Below are 25,449 nucleotides of genomic sequence, written 5' to 3'. Positions count from 1 at the left end.
TTAAAAAAACCTTTTTCAAATAATTTAAAAGCGATTCTATTTTCGTAAAATATTTACATGCCGTTACGCACCAAATCTTAACAGCCTAATAATTTCATTTTCAAGGTTCTTTTAGTATCTTTAAAAATAAAACTTAGATACGATTTATTATGAAAAAAATCACCATTATTTTTTTTTCGTTATTGCTGATGAACTGCCAGGCTCAAAACAAACCTGACGAAATTCCACTCAAAGAAGAAATGGTTACTTATACCTTTGATCCCATAGCTGAAGGCATTTCCATTCCATGGGGAATGACATTTTTACCAGATGGTGCACTTCTTGTCACCGAAAAAAGTGGTAAACTTTACCATATTCATAACAAGATAAAAAAAGAAATTCTCAATGTTCCTCCTGTTTACAATCGCGGGCAAGGTGGCCTATTGGACATCGCTTTACATCCCAACTATTCACAAAATGGCTGGATTTACATTACTTATGCATCTCCAGAAGGAGAAGGGACTGGAGGAAACACAAAGTTAATAAGAGCCAAGCTAGAAAAAGATGCGCTTACACAAATAGAAACCTTATACAAATGTTCGCCAAACACCACCAAATCACAACATTTTGGTTCCCGAATTGTTTTTGATAATCAAGGGTATTTGTATTTTTCTGCTGGCGAACGTGGCGAACATTTTGTCAATCCACAAGACATCAGTCGTGATAATGGAAAAATATACCGACTACATGATGACGGTCGTATTCCTACTGACAACCCCTTTGTAGGACAAAGCAATACCAAAGAAGCTATTTATTGCTATGGTGTAAGAAATCCGCAAGGTATGGCCAAACACCCTATTACAGGTGATATTTGGGAACACGAACACGGACCTCAAGGAGGGGACGAAATCAATATCATTAAAAAAGGAGCCAATTACGGGTGGCCAGTCATCACGTACGGAATCAATTATGACAATTCTATCATTAGTAACGAACAAATGAAACCAGGAATGGAAGCCCCAATTTACCAGTGGACTCCTTCTATTGCTCCCTGTGGAATGACATTTGTAACAAGTTCAAAATACCCTGATTGGAAAGGCCACCTACTTGTGGGGTCTTTAAAATTCCAATACTTAGAACTTGTCAAATTAAATGGCAAAAACATCATAGGCAGGCAAAAAATAGCTACTAATATCGGCCGTTTACGAAATGTAATCGAAGGTCCTGACGGATTCATTTACATAAGTGTTGAAGGCAAAGGAATTTTAAAAATCATCCCTAATTAAACCTATTTCGTATGTCAAACAGTATCAATATTCTTCTATTCAGCTTTTTGGGTTTTGTCCTTTCATTGCCCGCCTTTCAAACAACAGCTCCAACCGAATATAGCGAAATCAAACGCTCTCAACCCAAAAAAAATCCGTTGGAAGAAAGCATTGGTCGAGGCAAAGATATTTACATGGATTTTTGTATCCAATGTCATCTTGCCACCGGCAAAGGCGATGGGGCTAATATCCCGCCACTAGATGGCTCTGATTGGCTTATCAAAAAAAGAACAGAAAGCCTGCATGCTGTCAAATTTGGACAGAATGGCCCTATCGTTGTCAATCAAAAAAAATACACGAATACCATGCCTCCGATGGGCTTGAGTGATGATGAAATTGCCGATGTTATGAATTATGTTATGAATTCATGGAGTAACAAACAAACCAAAATGGTTACCCCTGAAGAAGTGGCACAAATTAAACCCTAATAATACCTAGAGCATACAATAATTTTAAATTATTGCGTTTACTTACATAACACCTAAACAAACTAGCCCGAATCAACCCGAATAAAATGTCTCATTCCAACAAATACGAAACCCTTCCCATCTATATTAAAGCAAAACTCATTTATCAATTGGTAGAAAGTCTTATTACCTCTATCCCTGAAAATGATGACTATTTACAAGACACCAAAGAGTTTATGCGTGTGGATGCCATGATTATTCCAGCCAAAATTGCTGGCGCGGAGGGTGGTAATCTTTACAGTATTAGAATGCAAAATGCTGCCATAATAAGAGAACACGCCATGCATTTGAATGTGCAAGTAGGCAGTCTTCGATTTCATGAAACCTTTAAAGATATCGAATATGTAGATTTAATCCGAAAAGAAATTGAGGCATTTCGTATATTATTTGTCGAATGGATTCAAAATTTTGATACTACCAACTACATTTGGGATGAATGGGAATTATTTAATCCACCTCATGCCCTTCGTCCTAGTAATGACCTCACATTTGATGAAGATTTTAATTTTGATGATTTTTTAAATGATGAAAATGAGGACGATGATTAAATTTTCATCCCTTTCAAATCGTAAGAAAAAAAACACTGAACCAACAAAAAACATTACAATATTGCTAATATTGCGTTAATTTTTTGTAAAATAAACACATTAACGTACTTTAGAATCCCCTTTTATCAAATACTTGGCTATAATTATGAAAAGAAAACAATCTGAAGCAAAAATAAACTTATCCCTTTTTTCACTTTTGCTTTTTTTACTACTAGGTTTCTCTAGTGGTTATGCTCAGTGCGTAAAAACAGATAGCCTTACTTCTAAAAAATACGCTTCAGTAGATGTGCCCAAAACGTACGAAAGAATTATAGCCAAAGGATATGAATCACTTGAAATGTTTGATTATTTAGGTCACTATTATTACAAAGTGAACGATTTAGAGAAGGCAAAAACTTATTTTGATTTGCTGTTTAAAAAATATCCAATTGCTAAAATTTCCCAAACCAGTATCGAAGTGTACCGAAAAATCCATGAGATTGAAAAATCTAAAAAATTCATTACCGCTTTAGAGTAATCAAAAAATCTTTTTCCTACATCAATCTATCCTTCACAAATTCTATTTTTGTTTTTCCGTGAGGCTTAGGTTTTCCATCAGCACCTAAATTGACCATTGTTGTAGCATCAATTGTTATTATGGTTTCTCGCGTCATCATATTGCGTACTTCACATTTTAGTGTAATTGATGTAGTCCCAAATTTAACAACATCAATACCTATTTCTACAATATCTCCTTGTCTTGCCGAAGTTCTAAAATTTATCTCTGACATTGTCTTTGTGACCACCCTTGGGTTTTCTAATTGAATGATAGAATATAAAGCCAGCTCCTCATCAATCCAAGCCAGTAATTGTCCACCAAACAAAGTTCCATTAGGATTTAAATCTTCGGGTTTAACCCATTTTCTAGTATGAAATCGCATATTATAAATTTAATAACGCTAAAATAGTCTTTCATAAAGTTTTTTTAGCTATTTTTAAATAAAAAATGAGCCAAAGAGATCAATTTTTGCAGGAGTTTAGAGGTGAGTCTATAGGAACTATTAGCACTGTTTCCTCTTCGGATGAAATATTCCAAAATCAAGTATTACGCCCTATTTTAAAGCTACAAAATGATTTATTCGTGGCTTCCTTTCACAATTACATTTCAAAGTATAAAAGTGACTTTTATACGCAATCAGTAGAGAAAAAATTATTCACTATCGAAAATGCCATTCAAAAAGACATCAAGTTTAGAAATGCACTAAAAGGGATGGTTATCGCTTTATTCACCGTTGAAGAATATGAAACTTACATCAAAAATTCGTCGAGTTTAAACAAACGCATGATGAATATGCTCATCGAAAGACTAAAAAGCCAAGTACAACTTTTTGAAAACGCTCCAGTTTCTTAACTCAAAAATCTCATTAATAACGTTTATTTCAATCTCAAAGTATCTTTCTTAACTATTTCATAATGAGTTTTATTTTTATTCATGAAGCCTTAAAAAGTTAAAGAAAAATTGATTTTTGTTTTTTGTTTTTTCCCTATACTTGTTAAAACAAAAGACATGAAAGAAGCTTATTATAAATGGTTTTCACCTCATTTGAGCAGGGATATAGAAATGTTAGTTTTTGGACATTCGGGGAAGCCGGTTATTTTATTTCCAACATCAATGGGCAGTTTTTATGAAAATAAAGACAAAGGACTAATTGAATCAGCCAGATGGTATGTTGAAGAAGGATTGATACAAATCTTTTGTCCTGATAGCATCGATAGAGAAAGCTTTTATAATAAAACCATTCATCCTTACCATCGGATAACTAATCATGTATGGTATGACAAAATGATTTGTCATGAAATTGTCGAAAAAGTTAAAAACAATACTCCTTCAGGAAAAGTGGTTGTCGCTGGCTGTAGTTTTGGTGGTTATCATGCTGCCAATTTTGCCTTTAAACATCCCGGTTATGTAAGCCATTTATTTGCGATGGGAGGTGCTTTCAACATCAAAAGTTTTATGGATGGTTTTTATAATGACACTGTTTTTTACAATAATCCCGAAGATTACTTACACGGGTTGCAAGATTATGAATTGTGGAATATGGATGTTGCCTTAGGGACTTCTAATTGGGATATCTGTTTTGATGCCAACCTCAAACTAAGTGCTATTTTAAAAAACAAAAACATTCCCCATTGGCTTGATATTCGTCCCAATCGTGAACACGATTGGCCGGTATGGCAAGAAATGTTTCCTCATTATTTGTCACGTATTCACTTTCATTAAATCTAAACTCAAATAAACTTTTAAGTCAAAAACACTTATGAAAAAAATAGGTATTTTATTTGGAATGGAAAACACTTTCCCTCAAGCATTTATTGACAGAGTCAACTCAAAAAACGAAAAGGGAATCCTTGCTGAAGCAGTTACAATAGACAAAGTTATGCAAAACAAAGGAGGTGAATACGCCGTGATTATAGACCGTATTTCACAAGACGTTCCATTCTACCGTGCCGCGTTGAAAAATGCTGCGTTGACAGGCACAAATGTCATTAACAATCCGTTTTGGTGGAGTGCAGACGACAAATTTTTCAACAATGCCCTTGCAGATACTCTAGGTGTTCCCCTACCTCGAACTGTATTACTCCCTTCAGTAAAACATCCTGATGATACAACTTCAAATTCTTTTCGAAATCTTAAATATCCCTTGGACTGGGAAGGTATTTTCGACTACGTACAATTTCCTGCATATATGAAACCGTATGCTGGTGGTGGATGGAAAAATGTTTACCGCATTGAAAACAAAGAAGAATTTTGGAAAAAACATCAAGAAACAGGACAGTTGGTAATGATGCTACAAGAAGAAATTGTATTTACGCAATACTTTAGAGTGTATTGTTTAGGTTGTAAAGCAGTACGAATCATGCCGTATGAACCTCGAAATCCACATCATCTCAGATATGTACAGGACGGACCTCCAACCGATAAAAAATTATTAGCCACTATAAAAGATTATACCATCCGACTTTGTAAGGGATTAGGATATGATTTCAATACCGTAGAATTTGCCGTTCGCGATGGTATTCCCTACGCTATTGACTTTGGTAACCCCGCTCCTGATGCCGAATTGAGTTCGGTAGGTGCCGAAAATTTTGAATGGGTAGTAGAGGAAGCTGCAAAAATGGCAATTGCTGTAGCAAAAAAACAAAAAGCTGGAAAAATTAACCTAACTTGGGGTAGCTTCATCAAAAAAGCAGCACAATAAGTTTTATATTGCAAGTTAGAATTACGAGATTATGTTTTATTAATTAGGTAGGCATACAATGAAAAAACTTCCTGTTTTTACACTCGGTATCGAAGAAGAATACCAAATCATAGATCCTGAAACTAGAGATTTACGTTCTCATTTGTCCAAAATTGTGGATGGTGCCAAAACCTTACTACAAGAACAGGTAAAAGCTGAAATGCATCAATCTGTGGTGGAAGTAGGAACCAATATTTGTAAAAACATACATGATGCCGAAAAGGAAATTAAGTTTTTGCGTTCCAAAATTGTCGAATTAGCCGATAACCAAAATTTAATAGTTGGAGGTGCAGGTACTCACCCATTTGCCAAATGGCAAGACCAGCCCATCACAGACGATCCTAGATACCATAACATTATCAATGAGTTACAAGACGCAGCACGTTCCAATTTAATTTTTGGAATGCATTGCCATGTAGGAATTGAAAATAGAGAAATTGGTTTGCAGTTAATGAATCAAGCCTGTTATTTTTTACCCCATATATTTGCATTATCTACTAATTCCCCTTTTTGGGAAGGAAGACAAACAGGTTATAAATCCTATCGCACCAAAGTATTCGACAAATTTCCTAGAACCGGTTTACCTGAATATTTTGAATGCTTAGCTTCTTATGATAATTTTTTAGAAACCTTAGTCAAAACCAATTGCATCGATAATCCCAAAAAAATCTGGTGGGATTTGCGTTTGCATCCTTTTTATGATACCATTGAATTTCGCATCTGCGACATGAGTTTGACCGTACAAGAAACCATGTGTATTGTAGCTGTAATTCAAGCCATTGTGGCTAAATTATATCGCATGAATCAAAGTAATATGAGCTTCAATGTGTACCGTTTAGCGTTAATTAAAGAAAACAAGTTTAGAGCTGCTCGATATGGTATTGAAGGTAAAATGATTGATTTTGGTTTGCAAAAAGAAGTGGAAACCCGAATTTTAATTCATGAATTATTGGATTTTATCGATGATGTAGTGGACGAATTGGACAGCAGACAACACATTAATTACGTTCATGAAATCTTAAAAAACGGAACTGGAGCAGCACAACAAATTGCCGTTTATGAAGAAACTCAGGATTTAAAAAAAGTGGTGGATTACATAACAACTCAGTTCAAAAAAGGGCTCTAAAAATTATACCGTATATTTGCATTTTATTTTAAATACCACAAAATGAACAATAAGAAATCAATCAGACTGGCCATTTTAGATATGTATGATGGTCAACCTAATCAAGGTATGAGATGTATTATTGAGATTGTAAATCGTTTTTCTCCTTTAATAAAATTTGACATTTTTGATGTTAGGGCAAAATGTGAGTTACCTGAAATTGAAAAATACGATATCTACATTTCAACTGGTGGCCCCGGAAATCCATTAGAAGGAAACGGAAATTGGGAAATAAAATACTATCATTTTATCAATGAATTAACAAGATGGAATCTAGAAAATAAAATAAAAAAACATGTTCTTTTTATTTGTCATTCCTTTCAAATGGCTTGTAAGCATTTTGGACTTGCTGAAATTACCAAACGAAAAGATACTTCTTTTGGAGTGATGACCATACATAAAACTGCTGATGGACAAACCGATCCTATTTTTGAAGGTTTGGATGACCCTTTTTATGCTATTGATTCCAGAGACTATCAAGTTATACAACCAAAACTTACCGTTTTTAGAAACAAAGGGGCCAAAATACTTTCTCTTGAAAAAATACGAGACAAAGTACAGTATGAAAGAGCCATTATGGCGGTGCGATTTACCGATTATTTTGTAGGCACACAATTTCATCCCGAGGCCGACCCTATTAGTTTTATTTCAAATTTAAGAGATAAAGAAGCTAAAGACAAAATCAGAAAAATGAAAGGAAAAAGAAAATTCCGAAACATGCTAGAGGACTTGTTGGATGATGATAAAATTTATAAAACAAATGAAACTTTGATTCCTAATTTTCTTCGAATTGCTATAAACGACTTGATTATGACCAAAAAAATCATGTCTAATTAATCTTTTTTCTATGATTACTAAATACAGGGAATTATTCAACAGCCAATTTTCAACAGAAAAATACGAACAATTTAAAGAGGATATTGCTTCAGATTTTGATTATGCCCCAACTTTTAGAATTGGTGAAACACCTTTTTTTATATCCAATGAATTAAAATCACAATTAATTGAAGGATGCAATGAAGTTATCGCTTTTATACAAAGAAAAGACTTTAAAGAATTAACAAACAAAGCCCTAGAGTTAAATAAAAAAGTACCTAACGAAGACAACCACACCCATTTTATAGCTATCGATTTTGGCATTTGTGAAGAAAATGGAGTGGTTATTCCAAAATTAATTGAAGTACAAGGTTTTCCATCACTATTTAATTATCAGAACAATTTATTTGAAAAATTCAAAACGCATTATCCCTTTCTGAAATCGTTATCACCATTTATAAAACCGATGACGAATGAGGAGTATTTAGCAAATTTGACTCAAGTGATTTGCCAGCATCATCCTAAGGAAAATGTTGTTTTACTCGAAATAGAACCTGAAAAGCAAAACACCAAAATTGATTTTTATTATTGCAAAAGAGATCTAGGAATCAACATTGTTTGTGTTACCGAAGTAATCAAAAAAGGCAACCAATTGTTTTATCTCAATGAGAATGGAGAAGCAATATTAATCAAACGAATTTACAATCGTGTTATATTTGATGAACTAGATTTACGTCCCGACTTACACCTAAATTTTAGTTTTACGGATAAACTTGATGTAGAATGGGCAGGACATCCCAATTGGTTTTTTAGAATTAGTAAATTTATTCTTCCCATGCTTAAAGGAAAATATTTTATCGAAACAACCTTATTAAGCGAATTAAAGTCTATTCCCCAGGATTTAGAAAATTATGTCCTAAAACCCCTTTTTTCCTTCTCTGGTTCTGGGGTTGTATATCATGTAAAACGAGAAGATATCGAAGCGATTGCCGACAAGGAATTATATATTTTACAGAAAAAAGTAAGCTACCTCCCTATCCTTCAGGCCCCTGATGACAAGATTAAAGTCGAAATCAGGATGTTATGCACTTGGAATAATAAAGAGGAGTCTCCTAAAATACTATGCAATTTAGTACGATTAAGTCGTGGCGAAATGATTGGGGTAAAATACAATCAAGACAAAGATTGGGTAGGTGGTACTATTGGCCTATTTGAAAATGAAACCTAAACTGACTTTTAGTTCTTCCATAATTTTTGGAACAAAACAGGACAAATTTTGCTCATTGTTTTGGGTTCGTCCACATTCCAATTAAATGTTAACAAAGGATAATGTTCGTCATTGGTTACAAAAGTATCGTAATCAATAAAGTTATAAATTTCATGATCGGTTTTATTTAAAAAAGCATTCATGGCTACAAACCAAAATCCTTCAAACTCATAGGCATTTTGCCCATCTTTTACCAAATTAATCAAGCTATCAGGGTTTGCTAACGCATTATAATATGCTTCTTTTCCTTTAGAAATAATCCAACACCTAAAATAATCAAAACCACCATCAGTAGTCCCTCCATTCATAATGTAAGCGGCACACCACAAATCAGAAGTATAAGAATCAAATAATAATTTGTCTGTTCGGAGTCTAAAACCAATAATTTCTTTTGGAGATAATTTTTCTAACTCATTTGTTAAAAAAAGCTCCTGATCTTCCTGACTCAAATTTGCTTTGACTGTTTTGTCTATTAGTTCCCAATAGATTGTTTCGTCCAGCATTTCGGCTGATTTTTGAAAATGTATCGAATCAAAAACAACTTCTGGTGCCGTTTCCATTACTTCTGTCTTTTTAGGCAAAACCTCTTTAGCCTTAGCAGTATTTTGTGCCAAAGTTGCTGTACTAACTATCAAAAAGCTCGAAAGAAGTAAAATTGTTTTTTTCATAAACCGTGTGAATTGATTTTGCAATAACTAGGTAAAATTAGTCAATTTTAATTTCTAATTTGTTTTTCGTTTATATAAAAATTGTTATCAATTTTGATTTTGACCCATTCTGAAGGAATCACTTCACATTTCCATTTTTCAGTTGGTTTCAACCACTTGATTTTGTTGCCAATAAAAACCTTCACAGGCATATCGAATCCTGAAATACAAGTCCCCCATCGGTACCAAAGTTTGTTATTTTCTATTCTATATTCCCATGTAGGAATTCGCACATCTCTTAAATACTGATTAAAAACAGAAGTTAGATTGCGCCCTACTGATTGGGATAAATAAGTTTCCACTTGTTGTGTTGTAACAGTTTGGTGAAAAAATTTTGAATTCAAATTCCGTAAAATCTGCCTCCATTTTTTATCGTCATTTACAAACTGCCTTAGGGTATGCAACATATTTGCACCTTTAAAATACATATCCCCAGAACCTTGATGATTAACACCATAAATCCCAATACTAGTTCTATCATTGACCACGTTCATACGTGTCCCTTTCACGTATTCAAATCCAGCTTCTTTTCCATAATAATATTCTAGAAATAAACTTTCGGCATAGCTGGCAAAACTTTCATGAATCCACATATCCGCTCGGTCTTGATTGGTAATACTATTCCCAAACCACTCATGAGCCGATTCATGAATAATGATAAAATCAAAATTTAATCCCCATCCGGTCCCACTTAAATCGTTGCCTCTGTATCCCATTTTATATCCATTGCCGTAGCTAATAGCACTTTGATGTTCCATGCCTAAAAAAGGGCTTTCAACTAATTTATAACCATCTTGATAAAAAGGATATGGTCCAAACCAATATTCGAATGCTTTTAACATCCTAAAAACGTCTTTAAAATGTTTTTGGGCTTTTTCTAAATTAGGTTTTAATACATAATAAGTACAATTTAAAATCCCTTTTTCCCCCTGATAGTTTTCGGAAAAAGATACATAATCGCCTACCGAAAAATGTACCCCATAATTATTAATTGGATTCTCCACTGCCCAGTCATACGTTACAGTATCCTCATTCAGCGTATGTGTGTTGGTTAATTTTCCATTAGAAACAGCGACCAACCCTCTAGGAACGGTCAAACTTACTGTCATACTTGCAACTTCATCATACAAATGATCTTTATTAGGCCACCAAATACTCGCCCCTATGCCTTGACAGGAAGAGGAAATAAAAGGGGTTCCATTAGCATCCTTTTTCCAAACGATACCTCCATCCCACGGCGCTCGTATAGCTGATTTGGGTTTGCCTTCATAACAAACTGTTAGAGTATTAGTCGTTCCTTTCAGTTGTTTCTTTTGTAAATCAATTAAAAAAACAGAACCATTTCTTTTAAATGGCAACGATTTCCCGTCCTGTAAAACTTTGGTAATTCGCAATGGCTCTTGCAAATCAATCTGAAGAGTAGTGTGATGATTTAAAACTAAATAACGTATATCATTTGAACCAATGATAGTACTGTCAACAGGATTAATCCTTAATTTTAAATCATATTTTTGGACATCCCACCAACTTCTTTCTTTTGTAATACTCCCTCGTAAACTATCTTGTGAAGTGAATTGAAACTCATTTTGGGAGTGTTTTTTTTGTGCAAGTAATCCATTGACAACAAAAAATAGAAGAGCTGGAAAAACCAAAATATTTTTCATAGAAAGACATCATTATAGCGACTATCAATGCAATTTAGCTATTTTTTTAGGAATACCAATAGCAGAAAAACCATTGGTTAAGCGATAAGCATAATCGTCTAGAAGAAATTGAATGCGTTGCTGACTGGGTGATTTTACAATCAACCCTGCATGGTATTCCAAAGGGACAATAAATATAATTTCGGAATCTGAAAAAGAAGATAAATTCGGAAATTGTTCGTTTGCCAACGTCAAAACAATCCCAGCATGCTCTTCACTTAAATCAGGTAATTGATAGGCAATGTTTTTGACCAACGCATTTTCAATGGCAGCCCATTCTTTCCATAAATTGATTCCTGATGCAGCCGCCACCATTTCGGCCAAATATGCACCTCCTACCCTTGACGATGTTTCTAGAAAATAAATTTCGCCTGTTTCTTTTGATTTAATAAACTCTGTATGAGATACCCCATGCTTCAATCCAAAACCATGGATTACTTGCTCGTTCATAAGCCTAATGGTCTTATCATCATCAGAATTTCTAGTGATGGTAGCACTTCTAAAAATTCCACCTCCTTGCGCAATTTCTAATGGAGTCGCTAAATATTGCGATGTCAAACTAAACAAAACTGTTTTATCTTTTATCAAACTATCACAATGAAATACCGCTCCAGGAATAAACTCTTCCAAAAGGTATTTGAACCGGTTATTATCCATAGCGTGAATTGTATTCCAAGCTGTTTCCTTGTCATATAATTTTACTATTCCCAGTGATGAAGCTTCAGAACGTGGTTTTAAAACCCAAGGCGCTGGTTTTGAATCCAAAAAAATGTTAATATCCTGGTCGTTAAACAACGAAACAAAAGCTGGAATTGAAATACCGCAACTTTTAGCTCGCATCCGCATGGCTAATTTATCTCGAAAATACCTGCCTGTGGTTTGCCCCATGCCTTCAATACGAAGGTTTTCACGTAAATAAGTCGCTTTTTCTACATCAAAATCATCAAGCGCTACAATTGCATCAATTTTTTTTGATTTCATTAAAGTACTTATGCCTAACAATAAATCCTCTAAATTCCAATCGACATCCTGACCTGGCATATAGAAAATTTCTTCTATTGTAGCTGGCCAAGGTTTGTCCTTCATTTTCTCACTTGTTACCAAGTAAACTGTATTTCCTAATTGATGTAGATGTGATATAAAATCTGTTCCTTTAAAATAATTTGAAATACAAATGAAGGTTTTAGATTGTGGCATAGTTTATATGTTTTCAATGAATTTAGTCAATAAATGAACCCCATAAGCGCTAGCATGTTTGGTTTTTGCAAACTCACCATCTCCAAAAGCAACACCTGCAATATCCAAATGTGCCCAAGCCTTATGTTCGTTTGTAAAAAACTCTAAAAATTTGGCCGCACTAATGGCTCCAGCTACAGGTTTTCCACTAAAGTTCATTACATCAGCAATGTCACTTTCAATATCCGACTTGTATTCATCCCATAAAGGCAATGGCCAAACTCGTTCTCCTACTGCATCGCCCGCAAGTTGAATTTTTTGAGACATCTCCACGTTATTCGTAAATAAAGCAGCACATTCGTACCCAAAAGTACCTACAGCACTTCCTGTTAAAGTAGCTACATCTACGATATAATCGGGTTGATAATTTTTAATCAAATAAGATAATCCATCCGCTAAAACCAATCGTCCTTCAGCATCTGTATCAACAATTTCAATAGTTTTACCGCTATAACTTGTAATCACATCACTTGGATAAAAAGATTTAGCATCAACAGCATTTTCCGCGCAGGGAACTATCGCTGTAACCTGAACTGGTAATTGTAAATCAGCAATCAATTGCATTGTTCCTAATATTGCTGCACCACCTGCCATATCACATTTCATGTGCAACATACCCGCTGTTTTAATATTTAAACCGCCAGTATCAAATGTGATTCCTTTCCCTACTAAACCAATGTGTGGCAACGGAGTTGTATTGCCCTGAGGCTCATAACTCATGATGATAAATTGAGGTTCATTTTCACTCCCTTTACCCACGGCTAAAAAAGCTCCCATATATTCAATTTCGCAAGCATCCCGACCCAATATTTTGACATCAAAACCAAATTTTGCTCCTTTTTCCTGAGCCCATTGCGACAAATATTTTGGATTAACTGTATTAGGAGGTAAATCGACCAAAGCCAATGTTTCCAATTGCGCCTTTGCGATTTTTATTGCTCTATTGACAGTAGAAGTATAATCTTGTGTACTTAAAAATTGTAATTCAAAATCCGATTGTAAAAAAGGATGCGGGATGTTATTTTTGAAATGTCCTAGATCATACGTTCCTAAAAGCAACCCCGAAACCATGGCTTCTACATCATGTTCGCTAGCTTCAAGGGGAATAACCAAAGTACTGTTTTTTTCAAAATAAGTAGTGTTATTTTTAGCTATTCGACGAAAAATTGTTTTAAGATTTTTATAATCAATCTTTTTACCGATGCCTACAAATATAAAAACCGAATCGTTTTGAACTAAAAGGTATTGCGTGTCTTTTTTCCCATTGAAAATTTTACTCGGAATCGAAACATTGTCAAATGTTACTACTGCTTGTTCTGTTTCATATACCGGCACCATCACTACACCCGTAAACCCATTTAAATCAACCACTTGTTTTGTTTTCATATTCTCAATTTAATCTTTAGTACTAAAAAATAACCATTCGATGGCTTTTGGAAATTCGTCACTCCAGTAGGTTTCGTTATGTGTACCTAGCTTATTAATACTCAAATTAATTTTCATTTTATCTTTGACAAACTGACTGTTAATAACACGTTCTCTAAACTTTTGAACTTGTTCCACCATTTGCTCACTCTCTTCACCTCCTGCATACAAGTAGATTTTTGTATCCTCTGCATTTTCGACTTCCACATCAATTTTAAGTTTAGGAACTACCCATAGCGAAGGTGAAAAAATCATTAGTTTTCCAAAAATTTCAGGTCGCTTTAACCCACTAAAAATACTTATCAATCCTCCCATAGAACTTCCACCGATACCTGTATTTTTTCTATCGGGCTTGGTTCTAAAATTTTCGTCCACATAAGGTTTTAATGTTTCTGTCAAAAACTTAATGTATTTTTTTCCTTGTCCTTTTCCTAAAACCGTTTTACCAACACTGTATTCCTTTATTCGATCATCATCGGCATGTTCGATAGCTATAATTATAATTTTGCCAATTTGATACTCAGCCATTACAGCCAACTTTTTATCAATTTCCCAGTTGCCATAAAGTGCATTTTCATTAAATAAATTTTGAGCATCTTGCAAATACATTACTGGATAACGTTCCTCTGAATCATCATAATCATGTGGTAATAAAGCCCATACTTTACGAGTCGTTTTTAATTGCGGAATTTCGAACTCATCCGAAAGCAAAACCACTTGTGGTAAAAAATTAGGCTTAAATGGCAACCAATTCCTCCTCCATTTAGGTACATATTCCCTTTGTACCCCAGATTTTAAATAGGTGGAACGGTTGGGGGTAATTTCCTCATGTTCACCAATTTCAACCGCACTCCAATCTCCTTTAGTAAATTTATACAAAAGTGGTTCTGGGTATGTAAAATCTAGGTTAAATTCGTAACAATACGTATTTTCTCCTATTTGTTTTAAGATATAATTAGAGTCTTGGGTATTCCAATTGTTAAAATTTCCTGCTATATAAATAGGACGACCATCGATTTCATCAGTAGTCAACAGGATGGAAAGACTTTTTTTATGGGTTTTATCTTGCGCTTTGTAATCTATTGTGGTATTATCAGATTCCATTATTTATTAAAATTGTGAAGGTATTTCATCTATGCTAACAAAGATAGTTTTTTGAACTAAAAACAAGAAAACCCAATAGTTAAATTTAAAACTATTGGGTTTAAAGTATCTAAATGAAAACTTTTATCTATTTCTGACGGCTTTTTAAAACATCAATAACATCGTTAAGTTTAAATCCTTTGGCTTGCAAAAGCATTAAATAATGAAACAACAAATCGGCACTTTCGCTCAAAAACAATTCATCATTATTATCTTTGGCTTCAATGACAACTTCTACCGCTTCTTCTCCTACTTTTTGAGCCACTTTATTGATTCCTTTTGCAAAAAGTGAAGCCACATAGCTTTTTTCAGAATCCGCATTTTCAATTCTGGATTGTATTGTCGCTTCCAAATCAGATATAAAACCGTAGTTAGCTTTGTTTGGCTCTTGCCAACAAGTATCAGCACCTGTATGACAAGTTGGGCCCACAGGTTTGGCTTGAATCAAAAGCGTATCTTCATCACAATCATTCTTAATTGAAACTACATTCAAAAAATTACCGCTTTCCTCCCCTTTTGTCCAAAGTCTTTGCTTCGAACGACTGAAAAAGGTTACTTTCCCTGTTTCTACTGTTTTTTTATAGGACTCTTTATTCATGTAGCCTAACATCAATACATTTTTAGTTTCGCTATCTTGAATAATGGCTGGAATTAATCCGTGAGCCAATCTTGAAAAATCTATGTTCATTTTATTTGTATTAAGCAGTTGGAATTAAGTATTACGATTTAAATTCTAACTTCTATATTATTATTTTTTAACTCTTTTTTCAAAGTCTTAATTTCGATTTCCTTGAAATGAAAAACGCTGGCTGCCAAAGCAGCGTCTGCTTTTCCATTGATAAATGTATCAGCAAAATGCTGCATATTCCCTGCTCCTCCCGAAGCAATAATCGGAATATTGACTAAACTTGACAAATGTGCCAAAGCTTCATTTGCAAACCCATTTTTGGTTCCGTCGTGGTTCATCGATGTAAACAAAATTTCTCCTGCACCTCTTTGCTCCACTTCTTGTGCCCAATCAAATAACTTGATATCAGTAGGTACTTTTCCGCCTACCAAATGCACCATCCATTCGCCATCAATTTGTTTGGCATCAATAGCGACCACCACACATTGGCTTCCAAATTTCTGTGCCAAATCATTAATCAACTGCGGATTTTTTACCGCCGAAGAATTAATAGAAACCTTATCTGCTCCGTTTTGCAACAAGACTTCCACATCTTCCACAGCCGAAATTCCACCTCCTACAGTAAACGGAATATTAATCGTAGCCGCTACTTTTCGAACCAAATCCACTAAGGTTCTTCTTCTTTCTTCCGTTGCCGAAATATCCAAAAACACCAATTCATCCGCACCTTCATCGGAATAGATTTTGGCCAATTCCACAGGATCACCTGCATCTCGTAAATCTACGAAATTTACGCCTTTAACGGTACGACCATTTTTTATATCCAAACAAGGAATTATTCTTTTTGTAAGCATCTTTATATTGTTATTACACAGAGATTCACAAAGCTCTCGCAGAGATGCACTAAAATTCTTTGAGAACTTTGTGTTTTCTTTGCGCATCTTTGTGAAATAATCTATCGTATTATAAAATTCTCAAGTTGTTTCAACGAAATTCTTCCTTCATATATCGCTTTCCCGATAATCGTTCCTTCGCAACCTATTTCAGCTAATTTTGGTAATTCATCAAAAGTTGAAATTCCACCCGAAGCGATTAATTTTAATCCTTTGGCTTGACTCAATATTTTAGAATACAAATCAAAACTTGGTCCTTCTAACATTCCATCTTTAGCAATATCGGTACAAATTACGTATTCTATACCTTTTGACTGATAGTTTTGAATAAAAGGTACTAAATCTTCGTTCGATTCTTCTAACCATCCTGAAACGGCTACTTTTTCATTATTCGCATCAGCCCCTAAAATAATTTTATCGGCTCCAAATTTCGCAATCCATTGCTCAAAAACGTCACGGTTTTTCACCGCAATACTTCCACCTGTAATTTGGTTTGCACCACTTTCAAAAGCAATCTTCAAATCGGAATCCGCTTTTAAACCTCCGCCAAAATCAATTTTCAAACTGGTTTTAGTAGCAATTTGTTCCAAAATTTTATGGTTTACAATCTTGCTAGACTTGGCTCCATCTAAATCTACTAAATGCAAATACTCGATTCCGTGGGCTTCGAATTCCTTGGCTACTTCCAATGGATTTTCGTTGTAAATAATTTTAGTATTGTAATCGCCTTTAGATAAACGCACGCATTTTCCGTCGATGATGTCTATAGCTGGTATTATTCTCATGATTAAGTTAGAAGTTAGAAGTTAGTAGTAAGAAGTTTTTCAAAATTTGTTCGCCCACATCACCACTTTTTTCAGGGTGAAATTGCGTGCCGAAGAAATTTTTATTTTCCAAAGCCGATGAATACTCCACTTCATAATCCGTAGTGGCAATGGTTTCTTTGCAAATAGGCGCATAAAAACTGTGTACCAAATACATATATTCGTTTTCAGCTACATCCTTAAACAAACCCGATTTTAGATTGTAAATGGTATTCCATCCCATTTGTGGCACTTTAACTTTAGGTGTAAACTTAACGACATCCACATCAAAAATCCCTAATCCATCAGTATTACCTTCTTGGGTATGTTTGCACATCAATTGCATTCCTAAGCAAATTCCTAAAACAGGTTGGGTTAATGTTGGAATCAAAGTATCCAGTCCGCTTTCTTTCAGCATCTTCATCGCGTAACTCGCCTCTCCCACTCCTGGAAAGATCACTTTGTCTGCCGCTTTGATTTCGGCTGGATTATTAGTCAACACAGCAGTAAAACCTAATCTTTCTATGGCAAATAGAATACTTTGAATGTTTCCTGCTCCGTAATTTATGATAACTATTTTCACTTTTATTTTGTTTAAAGGTTTAAAGTTTAATGTTTAAAGTTAGCACGAAACCTTTAAACATTAAACTTTAAACTATTTTTATAGCATCCCTTTCGTTGATGGCAATATCATTTTCTCTGTGTCACGTTTTACCGCAACTTTTATTGCTTTCGCAAAAGCTTTAAAAATCGCCTCAATCTTGTGATGTTCGTTATCGCCTTCGGCTTTGATGTTAATGTTTGCTTTCGCACCATCAGAGAAGGATTTGAAAAAGTGGAAAAACATCTCTGTTGGCATCTTTCCTACCATTTCACGTTTAAATTCGGTTTCCCAAATCAGCCAGTTTCTACCTCCAAAATCAATCGCTACTTGTGCTAAGCAATCGTCCATTGGCAAACAGAAACCGTAACGCTCAATTCCTAATTTATTTCCTAGTGCTTTAGCATAAACTTCACCCAAAGCAATCGCAGTATCTTCAATCGTGTGGTGTTCGTCCACTTCCAAATCGCCTTTTACTTTGATATCCAAATCCATTTGTCCGTGACGCGAAATTTGGTCCAACATATGGTCGAAGAAAGCAATTCCCGTATCGATATTGCTTTTTCCAGTTCCGTCAAGGTTCAATTTGATATAAATATCTGTTTCGTGTGTTTTTCTGGTGATAGAAGCCGTGCGCTCTTCTAATTTCAAGAACTCATAGATTTGTTTCCAATCGGTAGATTGTAACGCGATTACAGCATCCAATTCTTCTCTTTTCGCACTGATTTCATTGCTGCCTGCTCCGTCAGTGGTGTTTAAGAAAATGGCTTTAGCACCTAAATTCTTTGCCAATTCCACATCGGTAAGTCTGTCGCCAAGTACAAATGAGTTCGCCAAATCGTAGTTTGGATTATCGATGTATTTGGTTAACATTCCTGTTCTCGGCTTACGTGTTGGTGCATTGTCCTCTGGAAACGAACGGTCGATAAAAATATCATCAAAAAGCACTCCTTCGTTTTGGAACGCTCTCAAAATGAAATTTTGTGTAGGCCAGAAAGTATCTTCCGGAAAAGAATCGGTTCCTAATCCGTCTTGATTAGTCACCATTGCTAGTTCATAATCCAATTCGGTAGCAATTTTTGCCAAATATTGAAACGCTTTTGGATAAAACTCTAATTTATCCAAGCTGTCTAATTGATATCCTTCTGGTTCTAAAACAATCGTTCCATCACGATCGATAAAAAGTACTTTTTTCATTTATTTTAATTTTAACCCTGTCAGGGTTTGAAACCCTGACAGGGTGAATAGTTTTTATTCAATAATCAAATCAATAATATCATTTAAATTTTGCTTTTCGCTATGATAACAAATAAAATTTTCTATATCACCATACATTTCAATTGTCTCATTTCTTTTAAGCTTTGTGGGCTTATCTGAAATAATTGTTCCGTAAGACGACCAAGGATATGAATTCATATCTATTACAAAGCCATGATGAACAGGATTGTTATGAATATAAAAAATAAGTTGTTTAAAATAACGCTCTGATGTAACTAACTTTCTTTCAAAGGTAGTTTCAAATAAACTTCCAGTTCTATTATACCTTTTATTTACTGCTTGTGTATAAGCGTTAAACAAATGCGAAAACTGCCTTGAAGGATTAATTACCTTAGGGTTTTCGGTTGTTGTGTAGCTTAACTCCTCATTTACAATTTCATTCTGTTCTTTGATTCTCACTAAAACATGAAAATGATTTTTCAACAAACACCAAGCAAAAGTTTCAGCAATAGGTTCAATGTATTTAGCATATAGTTTTAAAAAATGGTTGTAATTATCGACTGATAAAAAAATATCAATTCCATTATTACCTCTGTTGTAGATATGATAGTAATTACCATGTTCAATAGGCTGTTTTACTTCCATTTTTTAAAGCATAAATTAAAATAAATTAATTCTATCCTATAAACAACCCTATCAGGGTTTAAAACCCTGATAGGGTTAGATTAAATATTCTTCAAAGCCTCCATCAACTTCTTATTCTCTTCTTCCGTTCCAATAGTAAAACGCAAACAGTTTTCACATAAAGGTTGCGTCGTTCTGTTACGAATCACGATTCCTTTGGCAATCAATTCATCATAACGTTTGTTGGCATCATCTACTTTTGCCAAAATAAAATTAGCTTCAGAAGGATAAATTTTCTCTACAAAAGATACTTCATTTAAAACTTTAAGTAAAGATTCTCTTTGCGCTATAATAGAAGTGATTTCGTTATCAATTTTAGCTTGATCTTTCAATCGTTCTAAAGCTCTTTGTTGCGTTAGTTCGTTAACGTTATACGGTGGTTTGATTTTATTCAAAACCGCAATTACTTCAGCAGAACCATAACAAATTCCCAAACGAATTCCTGCTAAACCATAGGCTTTAGAAAGCGTTTGTGTGATGATTAAATTGGGGTATTGGTCTAATTTGGCTAACCAACTCGCTTTGTCTGAAAAGTCAATATAAGCTTCATCAATCACCACAAAACCATTGAATTTTTCTAAAATAGTCGTTACACTTTCTTCGGTAAACGAATTCCCGGTTGGGTTGTTTGGCGAACACAAAAAAATGATTTTCGTATTCGGTGTAACCGCTTCTAAAATAGCTTCTACTTTGGGTTGAAAACTTTCAGAAAGCACGATTTCTTTGTGTTCTACATTATTGATATTAGCCAAAACACCATACATCCCGTAAGTTGGTGGCAAACTGATAACATTGTCTTCTTTAGGCTCACAAAACGCTCTGAACAATAAATCCAATACTTCATCACTTCCGTTTCCTAGTAGAATTTGATTGGTATTCAAACCTTTATTTTGCGCCAAAACTGCTTTCACACTGCTTTGTTGTGGATCAGGATAACGATTCACACCATTTTCATACGGATTTTCATTAGCATCCAAGAAAATCATGTTGGCAGTATCAAAATCTTCAAACTCATCACGTGCTGAGGAATACGGTTTCAAAACCTTCACATTCGCACGAACTAAATTATTTATATCGAAATTATTTTTCATTTTCAATCGCTTTTAAACGTAATGTAACTGCATTTTTGTGTGCTTGTAACCCTTCAGCTTCGGCCATCAATTCAATAGCAGTACCGATATTCTGAATTCCCTTTTCAGAGATTTTTTGAAAGGTCATTGACTTCATAAAACTATCTAAGTTCACACCGCTATAGTTCTTTGCATAACCATTCGTTGGCAAGGTATGATTGGTTCCTGAGGCGTAATCACCAGCACTTTCGGGCGTATAGTTTCCTATAAAAACCGAACCTGCATTTTGGATTCCATCTACATAAAAATCATTGTCAGCCGTACAAACAATAAAGTGTTCTGGTCCGTATTCATTGATTAAGTTCAAAGCAATTTTATCGTTTTCGACAAATATCAATTTCGAATTAGCAATGGCTTTTTCAGCAATGGCTTTTCTTGGTAACACTTCTAATTGGGATTGAATTTCGCTTTCCACAGCATCCATCATGGCTTTAGAAGTCGAAACTAAAATCACTTGACTATCCGTTCCGTGTTCCGCTTGACTTAACAAATCCGAAGCTACAAAAGTAGGAACAGCCGTATCATCAGCCACAACTAGCAATTCAGAAGGTCCAGCAGGCATATCAATCGCCACTCCAAATTGCGTTGCTAATTGTTTCGCCACCGTTACATATTGGTTTCCAGGTCCGAAAATTTTATAGACTTTAGGAATCGCATGTGTACCAAATGTCATTCCGGCAATTGCTTGGATTCCACCTACTTTGATGATTTTAGTCACCCCACACAAATTGGCAGCATATAAAATCGCAGGATTGATATTTCCGTTTTTATCAGGAGGCGAACACAATACGATTTCGCTACAACCTGCTATTTTAGCAGGAACTGCTAGCATTAATACTGTCGAAAACAAAGGCGCTGTTCCGCCTGGAATGTACAAACCTACTTTTTGAATTGGTCGTTTTTCTTGCCAACATTGCACGCCTTCGGCAGTTTCTACAGAAACGCGTGTTGTTTTTTGCGCTTGGTGAAAGCTTTCAACATTGGCTTTTGCCAAAGCAATCGCTTCTTTTAAATCCGTTGGCAAACTAGCAACTGCTGTTTCAATTTCGGCAGTCGTTACTTCGATGTTCTCAAAACTCACACCGTCAAATTGCGTAGTATATTTGGCTACAGCCAAATCCCCAACTTTTTGAACCGCAGCAAAAATTTCTTTTACTGTTCCTTCGATATCATTAACCGTTTTCGTTGGTCTTTCTAAAATTGAAGTCCAAGTGTCCGGTGCTGGATTGTATATTTTGTTCATCTTTTTCCTCTCCCCCAGCCCCTCTCCAAAGGAGAGGGGAGCTAGGTCGTTAAAATTATTTATTTCAAAAGCCCTCCCTTTGGGAGGGTTGGGTGGGATTTAAAGTACCATTTTCTCAATTGGACAAACCAAAATTCCTTCGGCACCAGCTTCTTTCAATTGGTCAATTACTTCCCAGAAAGTGTCTTTGTCAATCACTGTGTGCACACTACTCCAACCTTCTTGTGCTAGTGGCATCACGGTCGCACTTTTTAAAACAGGAAGAATACTGCTCACTGCTTCAATTTTATCATTAGGAACGTTCATCAAAATGTATTTTGATTTACGAGCTCTTAAAACTGACTCAATTCTGAATTTTAAAGTGTCAATGATTTTTTGAGTTTCAGGAGTTACCTTTGGAGAAACCGCTAAAACTGCTTCACTTTTAAGGATAACTTCTACCTCTTTCAAATTGTTTTTAAACAACGTACTTCCGCTTGAAACAATATCCACGATAGCATCTGCCAAACCGATATTTGGAGCAATTTCAACAGAACCTGAAATTTGGTGAATATCAACTGTCACGCCGTGAGCATTGCAAAAATCTATTACGGTATTAGGATAAGAAGTAGCAACACGCAGACCGTCTAAATCTTTTATTGAATTGTATTCAAATGATTTAGGCACAGCAACCGAAACTTTACATTTAGAAAAACCTAATTTTTGAATCACTTCAATGTTTTTCCCTTTTTCAACCAATAAATTATCACCTACAATAGCGATATCTACTACTCCATCAATCAAATATTGAGGAATATCAGAGTTTCTCAAATACAAAACTTCTAACGGAAAATTAGAAGCTTCAGCCTTTAACTGATCAATACCATTGTTGATAGAAATCCCTGCATCTTTAAGGATTTGAATACTATCTTCGTTTAATCTACCTGATTTTTGAATTGCAATTTTTAAAGTACTCATTGTTTTGTTTTTTTATGTTTTATTGAATGTGTTTGAGTACAAAGGACTTAACACACAATGAAAAACCCGTTTGATGTACTCAAACGGGTTTATTAATATGATGACTTACACGCATACCATTAACACATCGCTTGAGAGCAATTGTGAGAATGATGATGATGTACTTGATTTGATAACATATTTTGTAAAATTGAACTATCTTTAATTTCGATTGCAAATATACTTTTTATTTTAAATATAAAGCAATTTTTTATTTCATTTTAAAATAAAAAAAGGTTGCCACGAATTCACGAATCAGTAAGATTAAAACACCTTAGCAGCTCAGTTTAGAAAAATTAGATAAATCTACACCTCAGCTTCAACAAAAGGACGAGAACCGACTTAAATGCTCTTTCTTAATATAGTTTAAAACAAACGTATATGATTTATATTTAAAAAACTTTAACTGTTAATCTCCATCTGGGGTATGCACAGGAATGGTCTCTGGATTTACCTCACGTATCTCAGTATGTCTGATTTCGCCTCCAGAAGTTCCTGTTTGTAACGCAAAAACAAGCCCGATACCCGCCATGACCAACACAATTATCGATATCAATCGCGCTCTGGTATGTGTTTTTACATTCAGATAAAAACCATAAAGTGACAACAATCCCAAAGCATATAAAATCAAAGCAAACTTTTCAGCATACTCTTCGTGTTCGTGGATGATATGGTGTCCTATATTAGGCATGTCTTCCACTATTTCCTCTGCACCTTCTCCTGTGGCCATACTCAAAAAAGCTGTAATAGCTGCCACTACAAATAGCGAATAGGCTGTGTTTTTAATACCATTATTTCGAAAATACAATCCTGAAATTAATATTCCAAAACCAAAAATCAATCCCACAATTGGAAAATGATTTACCATAAGGTGCAAATGTGCGTCGTTCATAAATAGCGTTTTAATTTATCTTGTTTCTATTAATCATTTTATTTTTTGCTTTCAAATATAGAATAGTTTTTTTGGGAATGAAAAATAAAGAAACATTTTAGCTTTTTTTTTACATCCCCACCTTATTTTACTCTTCTTCCTCTTCGCTATTTTTCATTTTAGAAAGTAAATCATAAGCGCCATTGGTCACAATCTTCCAGTTTTTCCAATTGGAATTATTCTCCATAATGAGTTCAGTATAATTTAGCTCTGAAACACCTTCTTTAATTGGCACCAAAAGGTATTGAGTAGTATTAGTTTTAGGATTTTCATTAGTCATCACGAATATATATTTGCCTCCTTCAAATTCGACAATCGCTTTGTTAGGAACAGCAGGTACTTTATGACTCCCCTTTTCAACCAATGCTTTAAGAAACATCCCAGGCAAAAGATGGGTATCTTCTTGATCCAAATGACAATGTATTTGAACGGTTCTTTCTTGACTGATTTCCTTCCCGATTAAATAGACCGTCGCCATTCTCTCCTTGGTTTCATTTGCTAGAACAAAACGAACTTTTTGCCCTATTTTCAGTTTTGGTACATCTTTTTCAAAAACGGTCAACTCGGCATGTAAATGCTCTGTATCGGCAATTTGAAACAACACATCTGTAGGTGTAGCATAAGCACCAATATTTGTATTCACCTGAGTTACATACCCATTAATGGAGGAATATAGGGGCAATGTACTTTGAATATTCCCTTTTTCTAAACTAGCCAAATTAACATTCATCAACTGAAGTTTCGTTTTTAAGCCTGCTACTCTTGCTTTTGCACTTTCGTAATCTGATTTCGCTTTTTGCACTGTTTTCTGAGCATTAATATTTTCTTTAGCTAATTCTTGTTGGCGTTCGTATTCCAATTTGAGATAATTCAATTGGCTTTTCAAATCGATATAATCCTGTTGCGGCTGCACATAATCAGGATGTTGTATCATGGCTACCACTTGCCCTTTACGCACTTTCAACCCTTGGAGCATGGTCGTGTTTTTTACAAATCCACCAAAAGGAGCCCCAATTGAAACTAAATTTTGTGGTGGTACATCGAGTACGCCATTTACTTTGGTAGTACTGCTCAATTCTTTTTCTTCAACATTTCCCAGTTGAATGTTCGAACTCTTGCGTTGTTCTGCGGATAATTCTACAACTGAGCTTTCTTGATTTTGTTCTTCTACAGTGGTTGCTTCTACTTGGTTTTTATTACCACAACCCAGAATGCTAATCCCTAAAAAAAGAACGCTAATAGTTTTATATATTGATTTCATCA

At 34.8% G+C, this 25,449-nt stretch carries 27 protein-coding genes; 10 read left to right on the top strand and 17 right to left on the bottom strand.

Annotation, left to right across the window (positions count from 1 at the left end; all coding sequences use genetic code 11):
* The first annotated feature begins 149 nt into the window (after positions 1 to 149).
* From K5R64_RS04865 to K5R64_RS04850, 4 genes are all read left to right on the top strand, one after another.
* Complete coding sequence (locus K5R64_RS04865; protein ID WP_220761457.1) at positions 150 to 1,265, top strand: PQQ-dependent sugar dehydrogenase; 1,116 nt, start codon at positions 150 to 152, stop codon at positions 1,263 to 1,265.
* 11 nt (positions 1,266 to 1,276) lie between these two features.
* Positions 1,277 to 1,732, top strand: a complete 456-nt coding sequence (locus tag K5R64_RS04860) for a cytochrome c (protein WP_220761455.1) — start codon at positions 1,277 to 1,279, stop codon at positions 1,730 to 1,732.
* Positions 1,733 to 1,818: 86 nt separating this feature from the next.
* Complete coding sequence (locus tag K5R64_RS04855; RefSeq protein ID WP_220761453.1) at positions 1,819 to 2,319, top strand: hypothetical protein; 501 nt, start codon at positions 1,819 to 1,821, stop codon at positions 2,317 to 2,319.
* Between the two features lie 145 nt (positions 2,320 to 2,464).
* Complete coding sequence (locus tag K5R64_RS04850; protein ID WP_220761452.1) at positions 2,465 to 2,836, top strand: hypothetical protein; 372 nt, start codon at positions 2,465 to 2,467, stop codon at positions 2,834 to 2,836.
* A 16-nt stretch (positions 2,837 to 2,852) separates the two neighbouring features.
* Here K5R64_RS04850 and K5R64_RS04845 read toward each other — a convergent pair whose 3' ends face one another.
* Positions 2,853 to 3,239: an acyl-CoA thioesterase gene (locus K5R64_RS04845; protein ID WP_220761451.1), complete on the bottom strand. Its 387-nt coding sequence runs from the start codon at positions 3,237 to 3,239 to the stop codon at positions 2,853 to 2,855.
* 65 nt (positions 3,240 to 3,304) lie between these two features.
* On the opposite strand from K5R64_RS04845, the gene K5R64_RS04840 reads away from it, so the two are divergent.
* From K5R64_RS04840 to K5R64_RS04815, 6 genes are all read left to right on the top strand, one after another.
* Entirely contained in the window at positions 3,305 to 3,709 is a 405-nt protein-coding gene (locus tag K5R64_RS04840; protein ID WP_220761450.1) for a glyoxalase, read from the top strand.
* Between the two features lie 156 nt (positions 3,710 to 3,865).
* Complete coding sequence (locus K5R64_RS04835) at positions 3,866 to 4,579, top strand: esterase family protein (protein ID WP_220761449.1); 714 nt, start codon at positions 3,866 to 3,868, stop codon at positions 4,577 to 4,579.
* 37 nt (positions 4,580 to 4,616) lie between these two features.
* Positions 4,617 to 5,558: a RimK family alpha-L-glutamate ligase gene (locus K5R64_RS04830; RefSeq protein ID WP_220761448.1), complete on the top strand. Its 942-nt coding sequence runs from the start codon at positions 4,617 to 4,619 to the stop codon at positions 5,556 to 5,558.
* 58 nt (positions 5,559 to 5,616) lie between these two features.
* On the top strand, positions 5,617 to 6,723 hold the full coding sequence (locus K5R64_RS04825) for a carboxylate-amine ligase (RefSeq protein WP_220761447.1): 1,107 nt from the start codon (positions 5,617 to 5,619) through the stop codon (positions 6,721 to 6,723).
* 42 nt (positions 6,724 to 6,765) lie between these two features.
* The gene (locus tag K5R64_RS04820; protein WP_220761446.1) at positions 6,766 to 7,599 is read left to right on the top strand and encodes a type 1 glutamine amidotransferase; all 834 of its coding nucleotides are present in this window, start codon (positions 6,766 to 6,768) and stop codon (positions 7,597 to 7,599) included.
* Positions 7,600 to 7,609: 10 nt separating this feature from the next.
* Positions 7,610 to 8,806, top strand: coding sequence for a hypothetical protein (locus K5R64_RS04815; protein WP_220761445.1), 1,197 nt, complete (start codon positions 7,610 to 7,612; stop codon positions 8,804 to 8,806).
* An 8-nt stretch (positions 8,807 to 8,814) separates the two neighbouring features.
* Here K5R64_RS04815 and K5R64_RS04810 read toward each other — a convergent pair whose 3' ends face one another.
* The 16 genes from K5R64_RS04810 to K5R64_RS04735 all read right to left on the bottom strand — a co-directional run bounded on the left by K5R64_RS04810 (position 8,815) and on the right by K5R64_RS04735 (position 25,447).
* Positions 8,815 to 9,513, bottom strand: a complete 699-nt coding sequence (locus tag K5R64_RS04810) for a DUF4240 domain-containing protein (RefSeq protein ID WP_220761442.1) — start codon at positions 9,511 to 9,513, stop codon at positions 8,815 to 8,817.
* 47 nt (positions 9,514 to 9,560) lie between these two features.
* Positions 9,561 to 11,216, bottom strand: coding sequence for a M1 family metallopeptidase (locus tag K5R64_RS04805; protein ID WP_220761440.1), 1,656 nt, complete (start codon positions 11,214 to 11,216; stop codon positions 9,561 to 9,563).
* Positions 11,217 to 11,240: 24 nt separating this feature from the next.
* Positions 11,241 to 12,452: an acetyl-CoA carboxylase biotin carboxylase subunit family protein gene (locus tag K5R64_RS04800; protein WP_220761438.1), complete on the bottom strand. Its 1,212-nt coding sequence runs from the start codon at positions 12,450 to 12,452 to the stop codon at positions 11,241 to 11,243.
* Positions 12,453 to 12,455: 3 nt separating this feature from the next.
* A complete protein-coding gene (locus K5R64_RS04795) occupies positions 12,456 to 13,877 on the bottom strand; it encodes a M17 family metallopeptidase (RefSeq protein WP_220761436.1) in 1,422 nt (473 codons plus the stop codon).
* 9 nt (positions 13,878 to 13,886) lie between these two features.
* Positions 13,887 to 15,020, bottom strand: a complete 1,134-nt coding sequence (locus K5R64_RS04790; protein ID WP_220761434.1) for an alpha/beta hydrolase — start codon at positions 15,018 to 15,020, stop codon at positions 13,887 to 13,889.
* Positions 15,021 to 15,147: 127 nt separating this feature from the next.
* Positions 15,148 to 15,747: a bifunctional phosphoribosyl-AMP cyclohydrolase/phosphoribosyl-ATP diphosphatase HisIE gene (hisIE, locus tag K5R64_RS04785; RefSeq protein ID WP_220761433.1), complete on the bottom strand. Its 600-nt coding sequence runs from the start codon at positions 15,745 to 15,747 to the stop codon at positions 15,148 to 15,150.
* 38 nt (positions 15,748 to 15,785) lie between these two features.
* Complete coding sequence (hisF, locus tag K5R64_RS04780) at positions 15,786 to 16,541, bottom strand: imidazole glycerol phosphate synthase subunit HisF (RefSeq protein ID WP_220761432.1); 756 nt, start codon at positions 16,539 to 16,541, stop codon at positions 15,786 to 15,788.
* Positions 16,542 to 16,642: 101 nt separating this feature from the next.
* Positions 16,643 to 17,365 carry a 1-(5-phosphoribosyl)-5-[(5-phosphoribosylamino)methylideneamino]imidazole-4-carboxamide isomerase gene (gene hisA, locus K5R64_RS04775; RefSeq protein WP_220761431.1) on the bottom strand — a complete coding sequence of 241 codons (723 nt, stop codon included), beginning with the start codon at positions 17,363 to 17,365 and terminating at the stop codon, positions 16,643 to 16,645.
* Between the two features lie 7 nt (positions 17,366 to 17,372).
* Entirely contained in the window at positions 17,373 to 17,966 is a 594-nt protein-coding gene (gene hisH / locus K5R64_RS04770; RefSeq protein WP_220761430.1) for an imidazole glycerol phosphate synthase subunit HisH, read from the bottom strand.
* 78 nt (positions 17,967 to 18,044) lie between these two features.
* Entirely contained in the window at positions 18,045 to 19,181 is a 1,137-nt protein-coding gene (hisB, locus tag K5R64_RS04765) for a bifunctional histidinol-phosphatase/imidazoleglycerol-phosphate dehydratase HisB (RefSeq protein WP_220761429.1), read from the bottom strand.
* Between the two features lie 54 nt (positions 19,182 to 19,235).
* A complete protein-coding gene (locus tag K5R64_RS04760) occupies positions 19,236 to 19,847 on the bottom strand; it encodes a hypothetical protein (RefSeq protein ID WP_220761428.1) in 612 nt (203 codons plus the stop codon).
* An 80-nt stretch (positions 19,848 to 19,927) separates the two neighbouring features.
* Positions 19,928 to 20,977: a histidinol-phosphate transaminase gene (gene hisC, locus K5R64_RS04755; RefSeq protein WP_220761427.1), complete on the bottom strand. Its 1,050-nt coding sequence runs from the start codon at positions 20,975 to 20,977 to the stop codon at positions 19,928 to 19,930.
* The gene (hisD, locus tag K5R64_RS04750; protein ID WP_220761426.1) at positions 20,967 to 22,259 is read right to left on the bottom strand and encodes a histidinol dehydrogenase; all 1,293 of its coding nucleotides are present in this window, start codon (positions 22,257 to 22,259) and stop codon (positions 20,967 to 20,969) included. The genes hisC and hisD overlap by 11 nt, the downstream gene beginning before the upstream one ends.
* A gap of 99 nt (positions 22,260 to 22,358) precedes the next feature.
* Positions 22,359 to 23,216 (bottom strand): ATP phosphoribosyltransferase, encoded by an 858-nt coding sequence (gene hisG, locus K5R64_RS04745; protein WP_220761424.1) that lies wholly within the window; start codon positions 23,214 to 23,216, stop codon positions 22,359 to 22,361.
* A gap of 448 nt (positions 23,217 to 23,664) precedes the next feature.
* Complete coding sequence (locus K5R64_RS04740) at positions 23,665 to 24,147, bottom strand: DUF2231 domain-containing protein (RefSeq protein WP_220761421.1); 483 nt, start codon at positions 24,145 to 24,147, stop codon at positions 23,665 to 23,667.
* A 127-nt stretch (positions 24,148 to 24,274) separates the two neighbouring features.
* Positions 24,275 to 25,447 (bottom strand): efflux RND transporter periplasmic adaptor subunit, encoded by a 1,173-nt coding sequence (locus tag K5R64_RS04735; protein WP_220761419.1) that lies wholly within the window; start codon positions 25,445 to 25,447, stop codon positions 24,275 to 24,277.
* Positions 25,448 to 25,449: the final 2 nt, after the last annotated feature.

The organism is Flavobacterium sp. UMI-01, assembly GCF_019656315.1.
Taxonomy (GTDB): Bacteria; Bacteroidota; Bacteroidia; order Flavobacteriales; family Flavobacteriaceae; genus Flavobacterium.
Note: the sequence above shows the minus strand (reverse complement) of the source record. Positions and strands in the feature narration are given on the sequence as shown.

Excerpts from the sequence above, each read along its gene's own strand:
- K5R64_RS04805 (WP_220761440.1), bottom strand. The coding sequence starts at position 11,216 with ATGAAAAATATTTTGGTTTTTCCAGCTCTTCTATTTTTTGTTGTCAAT.
- K5R64_RS04800 (WP_220761438.1), bottom strand. The coding sequence starts at position 12,452 with ATGCCACAATCTAAAACCTTCATTTGTATTTCAAATTATTTTAAAGGA.
- K5R64_RS04845 (WP_220761451.1), bottom strand. The coding sequence starts at position 3,239 with ATGCGATTTCATACTAGAAAATGGGTTAAACCCGAAGATTTAAATCCT.
- K5R64_RS04815 (WP_220761445.1), top strand. The coding sequence starts at position 7,610 with ATGATTACTAAATACAGGGAATTATTCAACAGCCAATTTTCAACAGAA.
- hisC (WP_220761427.1), bottom strand. The coding sequence starts at position 20,977 with ATGAAAAATAATTTCGATATAAATAATTTAGTTCGTGCGAATGTGAAG.
- K5R64_RS04760 (WP_220761428.1), bottom strand. The coding sequence starts at position 19,847 with ATGGAAGTAAAACAGCCTATTGAACATGGTAATTACTATCATATCTAC.
- hisIE (WP_220761433.1), bottom strand. The coding sequence starts at position 15,747 with ATGAACATAGATTTTTCAAGATTGGCTCACGGATTAATTCCAGCCATT.
- K5R64_RS04860 (WP_220761455.1), top strand. The coding sequence starts at position 1,277 with ATGTCAAACAGTATCAATATTCTTCTATTCAGCTTTTTGGGTTTTGTC.
- K5R64_RS04735 (WP_220761419.1), bottom strand. The coding sequence starts at position 25,447 with ATGAAATCAATATATAAAACTATTAGCGTTCTTTTTTTAGGGATTAGC.
- K5R64_RS04790 (WP_220761434.1), bottom strand. The coding sequence starts at position 15,020 with ATGGAATCTGATAATACCACAATAGATTACAAAGCGCAAGATAAAACC.
- K5R64_RS04830 (WP_220761448.1), top strand. The coding sequence starts at position 4,617 with ATGAAAAAAATAGGTATTTTATTTGGAATGGAAAACACTTTCCCTCAA.
- K5R64_RS04810 (WP_220761442.1), bottom strand. The coding sequence starts at position 9,513 with ATGAAAAAAACAATTTTACTTCTTTCGAGCTTTTTGATAGTTAGTACA.
- hisA (WP_220761431.1), bottom strand. The coding sequence starts at position 17,365 with ATGAGAATAATACCAGCTATAGACATCATCGACGGAAAATGCGTGCGT.
- K5R64_RS04820 (WP_220761446.1), top strand. The coding sequence starts at position 6,766 with ATGAACAATAAGAAATCAATCAGACTGGCCATTTTAGATATGTATGAT.
- hisF (WP_220761432.1), bottom strand. The coding sequence starts at position 16,541 with ATGCTTACAAAAAGAATAATTCCTTGTTTGGATATAAAAAATGGTCGT.
- K5R64_RS04855 (WP_220761453.1), top strand. The coding sequence starts at position 1,819 with ATGTCTCATTCCAACAAATACGAAACCCTTCCCATCTATATTAAAGCA.
- K5R64_RS04740 (WP_220761421.1), bottom strand. The coding sequence starts at position 24,147 with ATGAACGACGCACATTTGCACCTTATGGTAAATCATTTTCCAATTGTG.
- K5R64_RS04850 (WP_220761452.1), top strand. The coding sequence starts at position 2,465 with ATGAAAAGAAAACAATCTGAAGCAAAAATAAACTTATCCCTTTTTTCA.
- K5R64_RS04825 (WP_220761447.1), top strand. The coding sequence starts at position 5,617 with ATGAAAAAACTTCCTGTTTTTACACTCGGTATCGAAGAAGAATACCAA.
- hisD (WP_220761426.1), bottom strand. The coding sequence starts at position 22,259 with ATGAACAAAATATACAATCCAGCACCGGACACTTGGACTTCAATTTTA.
- hisG (WP_220761424.1), bottom strand. The coding sequence starts at position 23,216 with ATGAGTACTTTAAAAATTGCAATTCAAAAATCAGGTAGATTAAACGAA.
- K5R64_RS04835 (WP_220761449.1), top strand. The coding sequence starts at position 3,866 with ATGAAAGAAGCTTATTATAAATGGTTTTCACCTCATTTGAGCAGGGAT.
- hisB (WP_220761429.1), bottom strand. The coding sequence starts at position 19,181 with ATGAAAAAAGTACTTTTTATCGATCGTGATGGAACGATTGTTTTAGAA.
- K5R64_RS04865 (WP_220761457.1), top strand. The coding sequence starts at position 150 with ATGAAAAAAATCACCATTATTTTTTTTTCGTTATTGCTGATGAACTGC.
- K5R64_RS04840 (WP_220761450.1), top strand. The coding sequence starts at position 3,305 with ATGAGCCAAAGAGATCAATTTTTGCAGGAGTTTAGAGGTGAGTCTATA.
- K5R64_RS04795 (WP_220761436.1), bottom strand. The coding sequence starts at position 13,877 with ATGAAAACAAAACAAGTGGTTGATTTAAATGGGTTTACGGGTGTAGTG.